Origin of the sequence: Thauera linaloolentis 47Lol = DSM 12138 (genome assembly GCF_000310205.1) — a bacterium.
Taxonomy (GTDB): domain Bacteria; phylum Pseudomonadota; class Gammaproteobacteria; order Burkholderiales; family Rhodocyclaceae; genus Thauera; species Thauera linaloolentis.
Genome location: NZ_AMXE01000102.1, coordinates 1 through 10429, shown reverse-complemented (window position 1 = coordinate 10429; position 10429 = coordinate 1). Strand labels below are relative to the sequence as shown.

Below are 10429 nucleotides of genomic sequence, written 5' to 3'. Positions count from 1 at the left end.
GGGGGGGGGGTAGCCTCGAAATAACCCGTGTAAGGCTCTCTGAGGTGGCTCTACAGGCACGTTTCAAGCTGGAGGACGATGACCTCGATTGCGTGCGTGCGGCCGACGAGGGTGACATCGAGGCCCAATGTGACCTCGGTTTGCTGCTGCTGTCGCACGGCATGGAAACGGAAGCCTGCGGCTGGTTTCAGAAGGCCGCGCGCCACTTCCACCCCGAGGCCATGCAGTGGCTGGGCCGCTGCATGATTTCCGGCTGGGGCACGGCACCCGACCGCGAGGCCGGCATCACCTGGCTGCGCCGCGCCGCCGCGCGCGGCCATGCCACCGCCGGCCACATGGTGGCCTGGATCGACACCCACCCCGGCCCGGCGCCGGAAGGCGCCGAACTGGAGGCGGTGCTGGACGGAATCGAGCAGAAGGTGATTCTGGGGGCGCTGCGGGAGACGGCGGAGTGAAACGGGCGCGGACAGTGGAACATCCTCCCGCCCTCGGTTAACATGCGCGGCCGTCTCCGCCGTGCGGCCACGTGCCGCCCGCCACCATGCATGCTCCCGCCCGCGCCTGCGGCATCGACTTCGGCACCTCCAATTCCACCGTCGGCTGGCTGCGGCCCGCGGCGCCCGCCCTGCTCGCGCTCGAAGGCGGCAGGCCGACGCTGCCGTCCGCTGTGTTCTTCAATGCCGACGAGGACAGCACCCACTTCGGCCGCGACGCGCTGGCACAGTACCTGGAAGGCTACGAAGGCCGGCTGATGCGGGCGCTGAAGAGCCTGCTCGGTTCGAGCCTGATCGACGGCCAGACCGAGGTACAAGGCCGTGCGCTGCGCTTCCGCGACCTGCTCGCCAGTTTCATCGGCGAACTCAAGCAGCGCGCCGAAGCCCAGGCGGGCCGCGGCTTCGAGCAGGCGGTGTTCGGCCGCCCGGTGCATTTCGTCGATGACGACGCGGCCGCCGACCGCAAGGCGCAGGACACCCTGGAGGCCATCGCGCGCCAGATCGGGTTCCGCGACGTCAGCTTCCAGTTCGAGCCGATCGGCGCCGCGCTGCATTACGAGCGCTCACTGACGGGCGAGGAGCTGGTGCTGGTCGCCGACATCGGCGGCGGCACGGCGGACTTCTCGCTGGTCCGCCTGTCGCCGGAACGCGCATGCCACGACGAGCGCCGCGACGATCTGCTGGGCAATGCCGGCATCCACATCGGCGGCACCGACTTCGACCGCGCGCTGAATCTGGACTGCGTGATGCCCTTGCTCGGCTATCGCGGCCTGATGAAGAACGGCGCGCACATCCCGGCCAGCCTGTATTTCCAGCTCTCGACCTGGCACACCATCAACATGGCCTATACCCGCCAGGCCTGGGCCGGCCTGCAGGACATCTACCGCGACGCGGCCGCGCGCACCGAACTCGACCGCCTCGCCCGGCTGGTGAGCCAGCGCGAAGGCCACTGGCTGGCGCTGCAGGTGGAGCAGGCCAAGATCGCGCTGTCGTCCGCGCCCGATGCGCAGCTCGACCTCGGCCGGCTGGAAGAGGGCCTGCGGCACACGATCACGGTGGCGGATTTCGTCGCGGCAACGGCCGCGCTGGTCGAGCGCGTCGGCGGCTGCGTGGCGCAACTGCTCGGCGACGCGGGCCTGCGCCGCGACCACATCGACACCGTGTATTTCACCGGCGGCGCCAGCGCCGTGCCGCAGCTGCGCGCGCGCATCGCGGCCGAACTGCCGGCGGCGCGCAGCGTGGAAGGCGACCTCTACGGCAGCATCGGCACCGGCCTGGCGGTCGAAGCGGCACGCCGCTACGGCTGAGCCCTTGCCGCAGGCGGCACCGATGGCGGAAACTCTCCGCCATGGACACGCCCGCCCCCGCATCGCCCCTGCCCCCACGCTACCCCGTCGCCATCATCGGCGCCGGTGCGCTCGGCCTGAGCTTTGCCGCGCGGCTCGCCCAGGCGGGGAACACCGCCGTGATCGCCCGCGACGGCGAGCGTGCCCGCTCCTTGCGCCGGGGCATTCCCGTCGGCGGCCGCCTGCTGCGCCTGGACGTCTTCGGCGCGGAGGAAACACCCGAGGCCGACTGGGTGATCGTGCTGGTCAAGACCGGCGATACCGCGGCGGCGGCGGCCACCGCCATGGCGATGCGGCCCAAGGGCGTGCTGTCGCTGCAGAACGGGCTGGTGGAAGCGCTGCTGCCCACCGCCGGCCCGGCGCTGACCGTGGGCCAGGGCGTGACCACCGAAGGCGCGTACCGCGACGCGCACGGCGTTCACCCTTCCGGCGCCGGCGAGACGCTGCTGCCCCCCGGCTTCGAAACGCTGGCGGCACTGCTCGTGGCGGCGGGCTTCGTCGCCCGGATCGAGCCCGATATCGCCCAGGCGCGGCTGGCCAAGCTGCTGGTCAATGCCGCCATCAATCCGCTCGCCGCATTGTTCCGCGTCCCCAACGGCGCCCTGCTGAACCCGCCCCACCGCCTGCTGCTCGACACCCTGGTGCGCGAGGCGCTGCCCGTGCTGCAGGCGCACGGGCTCGCCCTGGACGAAGCCGCCGCGCTCGCCCGCGTGCATGGCGTGGCCACCGCCACCGCCGGCAACCGCGCCAGCATGCTGCAGGACATCCTGGCCGGCCGACGCACCGAAATCGATGCGATCACCGGCGTGCTGCTGCGCATGCCCACGCCGGCAGGCGTGGCGCTGCCCACCCATCAGGCCCTGCACACCCTCGTGCGGACCATCGAGCAGGCCGCGCCGGACAGCCGCGGCGGATGAGTCAGCGGATGCCGCCCAGGCACAGGTACTTGATCTCGACGAAATCGTCGATGCCGTAGCGCGAGCCCTCGCGGCCGATGCCGGATTCCTTGATGCCGCCGAAGGGCGCGACCTCGGTCGAGATGATGCCTTCGTTGATGCCGACGATGCCGTACTCCAGCCTTTCGGCCACGCGCCACACGCGGGCGATGTCGCGCGCGTAGAAATACGCGGCGAGGCCGAACTCGGTGTCGTTGGCCATGCGGATCGCGTCTTCTTCGGTGTGGAAGCGGAACAGCGGCGCCACCGGCCCGAAGATTTCCTCGCGCGCCACCCGCATCGCCGGCGTCACCCCGGTGACGATGGTGGGTTCGAAGAAATTCGGCCCTTGCGCATGGCGCTTGCCGCCGCATACGAGCTTCGCGCCCTTGTCCAGCGCGTCGGCGAGCAGGGTCTCGACCTTGGCGACGGCGTCTTCGTTGATCAGGGGGCCGAGCTGCGTGTCGCCGGACAGGCCGGGGCCGACCTTCAGCTTCGACACCGCCTCGGCCAGCTTCGCGGCAAAGGCGTCGTAGATGCCGTCCTGCACGAGCAGGCGGTTGGCGCATACGCAGGTCTGGCCGGCGTTGCGGTACTTCGAGGCCATCGCCCCGGCGACCGCGGCATCGAGGTCGGCGTCGTCGAAGACGATGAAGGGGGCGTTGCCGCCCAGCTCCAGCGATACCTTTTTCACCGTGTCGGCTGACTGGCGCATCAGCAGCTTGCCGACCCCGGTCGAGCCGGTGAAGGACAGCTTGCGCACCAGCGGGTTGGCGGTCAGTTCGCCGCCGACCTCGGCGGCCTGCATCGTGGTGACGATGTTGAGCACGCCCTGCGGCAGGCCGGCGCGCGCGCCCAGCTCGGCCAGCGCCAGCGCGCACAGCGGCGTGTCCTCGGCCGGCTTGAGCACCATCGTGCAGCCGGCGGCCAGCGCCGGCCCGGCCTTGCGCGTGATCATGGCGACGGGGAAGTTCCACGGCGTGATCGCCGCCACCACGCCGATCGGCTGCTTGAGCACGACGATGCGCTTGTCCGCGCCGTGGGCGGGAATCACATCGCCATAGATGCGCTTGCCTTCCTCGGCGAACCACTCGATGAAGGATGCGCCATAGGCCACCTCGCCGCGCGCTTCGGCCAGCGGCTTGCCCTGCTCCGCGCTCATCAGCACGGCGAAATCTTCCTGGTGCGCGAGGATCAGCTCGAACCATTTGCGCAGCACGGCGGCGCGCTCCTTGGCGGTACGCGCCTGCCATGCCGGCAGGGCCGCCGCCGCGGCCTCGATCGCGCGCCGGGTTTCGGCACGCCCCATGTCGGGGACGCTCGCCAGCACGCTGCCGTCCGCCGGGTTGGTCACGTCGAAGCGGGCGCCATCGGCCGCTTCGCTCCAGGCGCCATCGATATAGGCGTGCGTGCGCAACAGCGCGGAATCCTTCAAATGCATCGGCAGCCTCCTTCGTTCACTCGTTCGTTCGCCGGCCCGCCCGTCCGGCTCATTCGTACTGCGTGGCACGCTTGATGCGGCGCTGGCGCACGCCCTCGGCGAGGGTGTCGAGCACCCGCAGGCTGTCCTCCCAGCCGATGCAGGCGTCGGTGACGCTCTTGCCGTATTCGAGCGCCTTGCCCGGCACCAGGTCCTGCCGCCCCTCGACGAGGTGGGACTCGACCATCACACCGATGATGCGGTCCTCGCCCGCCGAAAGCTGGCGGGCGACGTCGTCCGCGACCTCGATCTGCAGGCGGTGCTGCTTGCGGCTGTTGGCGTGCGAGAAGTCGATCATGACCTTGCCCTGCACGCCGCTGGCGGCCAGTTCCTTGCAGGCGGTATCGACGCTGGCGGCGTCGTAGTTGGGTGCCTTGCCGCCGCGCAGGATGACGTGGCAGTCCTCGTTGCCGCGGGTGGTGACGATGGCCGAATGGCCGGCCTTGGTCACCGACAGGAAGTGGTGCGGCGACTGCGCGGCCTTGATCGCATCGACGGCGATGCGGACATTGCCGTCGGTACCGTTCTTGAAGCCGACCGGACACGACAGGCCGGACGCGAGTTCGCGGTGCACCTGGCTTTCGGTGGTGCGCGCGCCGATCGCGCCCCACGAGATCAGGTCGGCGATGTACTGCGGCGTGATCATGTCGAGGAATTCGGTGGCGGCCGGCAGGCCGAGTTCGTTGATCTGCCACAGCAGCTTGCGCGCCAGGCGCACGCCGTCGTTGATGCGGTAGCTGTTGTCGAGGCCGGGATCGTTGATCAGCCCTTTCCAGCCGACCGTGGTGCGCGGCTTCTCGAAATAGACGCGCATGACGATGAGCAGGTCGTCCTTCAGGCGCCCGGCCTCGGCTTCGAGCCTGCTGGCGTACTCCATCGCCGCATCGGTGTCGTGGATCGAACACGGACCGATCACGACCAGCAGGCGGTCGTCGGCGCCGAACAGGATGCGGTGGATGGACTGGCGCGCCTCGAAGGCGACCGCCGCCGACTTCGCGGTCGCCGGAAACTCGCGCAGCACGTGCGCCGGCGGCACGAGTTCCTTGATCTCCTGGATACGGACGTCGTCGATGTGGATCTTGGTGGAAGCGGGCATGGCGAAACTCGGCATCATGGCTGTGGACAGCTTGTGATTTTAGCCCGCATTTCCGGCCAGCAGCGCGGCGGCGTCGGGCGAGGCATGGCATCCGCGCAGGCCGCAAGCGCTGCGCGGACAGCGTGCGCGGCCATCCGCAAGGCCTCGGACGCGTGATCTTTTGCATGATTTCCAACAGCTTGTGGCGAGCTTGCGGCATCTCCCCATCGCATGCAGGGATTCTTATGGGATCATCTGCCGCGTTTTAGTTTACGTAAGCGGACCAAGGGTAAGAAATGACACAGGCAGTGCTCGGATGCCGGCCGCAACGCCGTGCCGTTTGCGTGGCGGGAATCGTGGCGTCGTGCTGGGTTCCACTGCCGGCAAGCGCGGCGGAGGACGTGCTGCGCCTGCTGCCGCTGTCGCTGGAGGAGCTGATCCGGACACCGATCATCACCGCCTCCCGCCGCATCGAGCGGCGCGACGACACGCCCGCGCATGTGCTGGTCATCACCCGCGAGCAGATCCAGGCGCGGCGCTACCGCAACCTGGGCGAGCTGCTAAGCGACCTGCCCGGCGTCGACTTCATGCCGGGCAGCCGGTCCTCGATCTTCAACAATTTCAGCGTGCAGGGCTTCAACAGCAACAACAAGCTGCTGATCATGCTCGACGGCGTGCGGATCGACGATCCGGCCGGCGGCAAGATCGCCGTGGCCCACAACTTCTCTCTGTTCATGGCCCGCCAGGTCGAAGTGGTGTATGGCCCGGCCGCGGCGCTGTATGGCGCCGATGCGGTGGCAGGCGTCGTCAACATCATCACCGACGGGCAGGATCAGCCCAGCGGCGGTTGGGTGTCGGTGGGCGGCGGGCGCTTCGACAGCCGCGAAGCGCAGTTCCTGGTGCGCACGCAGCCGGCCGCAGCGCGGATCACCGTGGGCGGACACGTGCAGCGCAGCGACCGCGCACCACTCGACCGCTACTATCCCGACGACTATCCGCTGGCCGACGCAAAGGACTTCGACGGCCGGCTCGTCACGCCGGCCGGCTCCCGCCGGCGCTACGTCGACGGCATCGAGAGCCACAGCCTGTTCGCCCGCGCCGACATCACCGAGCATTTGACGCTGGGCTACTACCGCAACGGCTTCGGCCAGCCGACCAGTACCGGCGACCGCACCGACATCGCCCTGTACGACCGCGACGCGCGCTGGGAGACGACGGCGGAGACCCTGTATGCGCGGACGAAGTTCTCCCTCGGGCAGGACATGGACGCCAGCCTGCTGGTCGACTATGCACGCCAGGAGCTCGACCCCGAATCCAACTACCTGAACATCTACACCGGCTTCAGGGAACGGGGCTACACCTACGCCAAGACGACGCGCAGAGGCATCGAACAGTCGCTGCACTGGCGGGCCAGCGAACGGCACGACGTGCAGATCGGCGTGGGCTACCAGGACTACGAGGCCATCCTGACGCCGAACCTGCCGCGCCCCTACCGGCGGTCGCTGGGCGCGCACGGACAGGGCCTGACCTATGCCAACACCGACCTGCCGATCCATATCCCGTCCGCCACCTACCACAACGTGTTCGGCTACGCGCAGTGGCAAGCGGGCTGGACCCCGCAGTTTACGACCATGATCGGCGTGCGCCACGACCGCCATTCGGGCTATGGCAGCAGCCTCAACCCGCGCCTGGGCGCGGTATGGCGGCCGTTGGAGCAGCACGTCTTCAAGCTAGCCTACGGCGAGGCCTTCCGCGCACCGTCCCCCGACGAATCGCTGTCGGCATACGGCGCATTCAGCGGCGCCAAGGACGAGGCCGGCCGCTACCTCGGCGAGGGCTTTCGCGCGCCCAACGAACGGCTCGAAGCCGAACACGCCCGCACCCTCAGCCTGACCTGGGACTGGCGCCCCCGCCCCTCGCTGAACCTGGTCGCCCACCTGTACCGCAGCCACATGAAGAACCTGATCACCACGCTCGACGAGGCGGTGCCGACGCAGTACATCCCCGGTGCCGTGCTGAGCGGCACCACCGCCAAGGGCAACGCCGGCGAAGAGCACCACACCGGGCTCGATCTCATCGGCCAGTGGCAGTTCCAAGCCGCGGGTGCATGGCGCGGCGAGGTCTGGGGAAGCCTGAGCCTCATCCGCGGCGACATCCAGGAAGGCAGGGACGCGCGCGACTGGGACCTGCCCTACGTCGCAACGCACAAACTCAAGCTGGGCAGCACCTGGCGCTACGGCGAGACGCTGACCATCACACCGCGCCTGACCTGGGTCGGCGACACGACGACCGGGCGCAAGGACCCCGCGCGGCCGGGCCGGCGCCTGGAAACCGACGCCTACTGGGTCGCCAGCCTGCATGTGGGCTGGCACCGCCTGCTGGGCGGACGCGCCACGCTGTGGCTGGATGTGGACAACCTGTTCGACAGGCGCTACCACGTCGCCCACGGCGCGGCCAGCGGCACGCTGGTGGACATGCCTCAGCAGCCCCGCAGCTGGATGGCGACGCTGGAGTACCGTTTCTAAATGCGGCGCACGTGCCCGCGCACATTGGCGGGACTGCTTGCGGGGCTGCTCTGCGGCCTGGCGGCGGTGCAGGCTCAGCCCGTACCGCAGGCGGCCTCGGAACAGGCGCTCAAGGCGGTCCTGCTGTTCAAGCTCCCGCTGTTCATCTACGAACCGCCGCTGGAACGGGCGGAATCGCTGCTGCTGTGCCAACTGGGACGCAGCGGGCTCGAGGACGCGCTGGCACAATTGCAGCGGTCCATCGCCGACGGACGCACGATCAGCGTGCGCTACCTCGACGATGCGGCCCTGGCGGCCTCCTGCGACATGGTGTTCGTCGGATCGTCCGAGCGGCCGCGCCTGGATGCGCTGCTGCCGCTGCTGGCAACACGCCCGCAGGTGACGGTGTCCGACATCGAAGGCTTCGCACGCGCCGGCGGCATGGTGGAACTGGTCGTCCGCACCGAGGGCAAGGGAATCGACATCGTGATCAACCGGCGCGCAGCGCGCGAACGGGGCGTCACGTTCAGCGCCCAGTTGCTGCGGCTGGCCCGCACGGTGGAGGACTAGACGATGCGCACGGCCCTGCGATACTGCGCCACGCGCCTGAGGGCACGCCTGCCGGCCACGCTGGGCGGACGCCTCAACCTGCTCGGCGCGGCGGCGCTGGTGGTGGCGACCCTGCTGGTGTTCGCGCTGATGTCCCTGCAGCAGCAGCGCCTGCTGCGGGCCGAATCAGTGGCATCGCTGTCGGCGCAGGCTGCACTGATCGCCAGCAACAGCCGTGCGGCCGTCGCCTTCTCGGACCGCCGCGAGGCCGATCAACTGCTGCAGGCCTTGTCCGCCAGTCCGTTGATCCTCGAGGCCCGCATCGTGCTCCCCGACCACAGCCTGCTGGCCGCCTATCGGCGGGATGGCCACGCGCCCGGCGCGTCCGCCGGCGCGCCAGACGGCTCGTCGGGACACCGCTTCAGCAACGACACGCTGACCGTCTGGGCCCCCGTGCTCGAAGGGCAGCAACTGGCCGCCCGCCTCGAAGTCGTTGCCTCGCTGGAACACCTGAACCAGGTCTTCCGGCGCTCGGTGCTGGAAGCCACCGCGGTCCTGCTGCTGGTGCTGGGCGCATCGCTGGCATCGATGTCGCGCGCGATGCGCCGGCTGCTGGCCCCGGTGCATGCGCTGCGCGACCTGGTGCGCCGGCTGACGGACAATCCGGACCTCGAGGCGCGCGCGCAGCCGGGTGGCGGCACCGAGATCGCCGCCCTGGGGCGGGGCCTGAACGAACTGATCGACACCGTCCAGGCGCGCGACGCCGAACTCGCCGCCTACCGCGACAATCTCGAGCAACTGGTAGCGCAGCGCACCCAGGCGCTGGCGTCCGCCATGGCCGAGACTCATCGCGCCAACCAGGCGAAATCGGGTTTCCTGGCGCGGATGAGCCACGAGATCCGCACCCCCATGAATGCCATCATCGGGCTCGGCGGCCTGCTGCGCCGCTCGCCCCTGACGCGCCAGCAGGGCGACCAACTCGACAAGATGCTGGCCTCGTCCGAAGCCCTGCTGGGCGTCATCAACGACGTGCTCGACTATTCGCGCATCGAGGCCGGCAAGCTGCCGCTGGAGTCGATTCCCTTCGACCTGCCGGGCTTGTGCGAACAGGCGCTGAGCGTGGTGGCGCTGAGGGCCGAAGAAAAGAACATCGAACTGCTGTTGCTGCTCGACGAGGACGTGCCGACACAACTGGTCGGCGACCCGCTGCGCCTGCGGCAGATCCTGATCAACCTGCTGGGCAACGCGGTGAAATTCACCGAGCGCGGCGAAGTGCTGCTGCAGGCCAGCCTGCACGCTGCCGACGACGCCGATGCCGCCGCCGGCAGCGCGGCCTTGCGCCTGAGCGTGCACGACACCGGCATGGGCATTGCCCCGGCCCAGCAGGCGATGCTGTTCCAGCCCTTCTCGCAGGGCGACGATTCCGTCACCCGGCGTTTCGGCGGCACCGGCCTGGGGCTGTCGATCTGCGCGCAACTGGCGCGCATGATGGGCGGGCGCATCGGCGTGGAGTCGGCGCCCGGCGCGGGCGCGCACTTCCATGTCGATGTGGACCTGCCGATCGCCCCGGACGCCGGATCCGCCGCACCCGAACCTGCGCCGGGCTTCCGGCACGCCCTGGTGGTGGCCGAGCGCCCCGCCAGCCGCCGGGTGCTGTCGGCGCTGTGCGCGCGGCTGGGGATGCGCGTGGCCGCCTGCCCAGATGCGGCGCAAGTCCCCGCCCTGGTGCGGGAAGGGCTCGAAGCCGGCGACGCCTTCGACGTCGTGCTGCTGGACTGGCGCATCGCCGGCACCGAGGGGCTTGTGCTGGCCCGGCGGCTTCGCACGCAGCTCGGCGATGCCTTCGCCGCCGCGGCCACGCCCTTTCCGAAGCTCATGCTGCAAGTGAGCAACACCGGCTATGCCAGCGTGGAACGGGCGCTGCAATCGGCCGGGATCGATGCCACCCTGGTCAAGCCGGTGCTGCCGCGCACGCTGCGCGCCGCGCTGTACGAGGCCCGGGCCCGGACGGCGGCAGCACCCGCCGCGCACGCGCCGGGCGACGGC

At 69.8% G+C, this 10429-nt stretch carries 8 protein-coding genes; 6 read left to right on the top strand and 2 right to left on the bottom strand.

The window, feature by feature from the left end:
* From C666_RS17150 to C666_RS17140, 3 genes are all read left to right on the top strand, one after another.
* On the top strand, nucleotides 1-455 hold a 455-nt coding region (locus C666_RS17150; RefSeq protein WP_211206775.1), incomplete at its 5' end, for an SEL1-like repeat protein.
* An 86-nt stretch (nucleotides 456-541) separates the two neighbouring features.
* Complete coding sequence (locus tag C666_RS17145) at nucleotides 542-1801, top strand: Hsp70 family protein (RefSeq protein WP_004344843.1); 1260 nt, start codon at nucleotides 542-544, stop codon at nucleotides 1799-1801.
* Between the two features lie 41 nt (nucleotides 1802-1842).
* Nucleotides 1843-2757, top strand: a complete 915-nt coding sequence (locus tag C666_RS17140; protein WP_004344840.1) for a ketopantoate reductase family protein — start codon at nucleotides 1843-1845, stop codon at nucleotides 2755-2757.
* 1 nt (nucleotide 2758) lies between these two features.
* Here the strand turns inward: C666_RS17140 and gabD are convergent, their stop codons facing one another.
* On the bottom strand, nucleotides 2759-4216 hold the full coding sequence (gene gabD, locus C666_RS17135; RefSeq protein WP_004344839.1) for an NADP-dependent succinate-semialdehyde dehydrogenase: 1458 nt from the start codon (nucleotides 4214-4216) through the stop codon (nucleotides 2759-2761).
* Nucleotides 4217-4265: 49 nt separating this feature from the next.
* Nucleotides 4266-5351: a 3-deoxy-7-phosphoheptulonate synthase AroG gene (gene aroG, locus C666_RS17130; protein ID WP_004344838.1), complete on the bottom strand. Its 1086-nt coding sequence runs from the start codon at nucleotides 5349-5351 to the stop codon at nucleotides 4266-4268.
* Between the two features lie 335 nt (nucleotides 5352-5686).
* Here aroG and C666_RS17125 point away from each other — a divergent pair, with 335 nt between their 5' ends.
* From C666_RS17125 to C666_RS17115, 3 genes are all read left to right on the top strand, one after another.
* Nucleotides 5687-7855, top strand: coding sequence for a TonB-dependent receptor plug domain-containing protein (locus C666_RS17125; protein WP_248637694.1), 2169 nt, complete (start codon nucleotides 5687-5689; stop codon nucleotides 7853-7855).
* A 24-nt stretch (nucleotides 7856-7879) separates the two neighbouring features.
* Nucleotides 7880-8404, top strand: coding sequence for a YfiR family protein (locus C666_RS17120; RefSeq protein WP_245603914.1), 525 nt, complete (start codon nucleotides 7880-7882; stop codon nucleotides 8402-8404).
* A 3-nt stretch (nucleotides 8405-8407) separates the two neighbouring features.
* Nucleotides 8408-10429, top strand: a 2022-nt coding sequence (locus tag C666_RS17115; protein WP_004344831.1) for an ATP-binding protein, incomplete at its 3' end; no start/stop codon positions are given.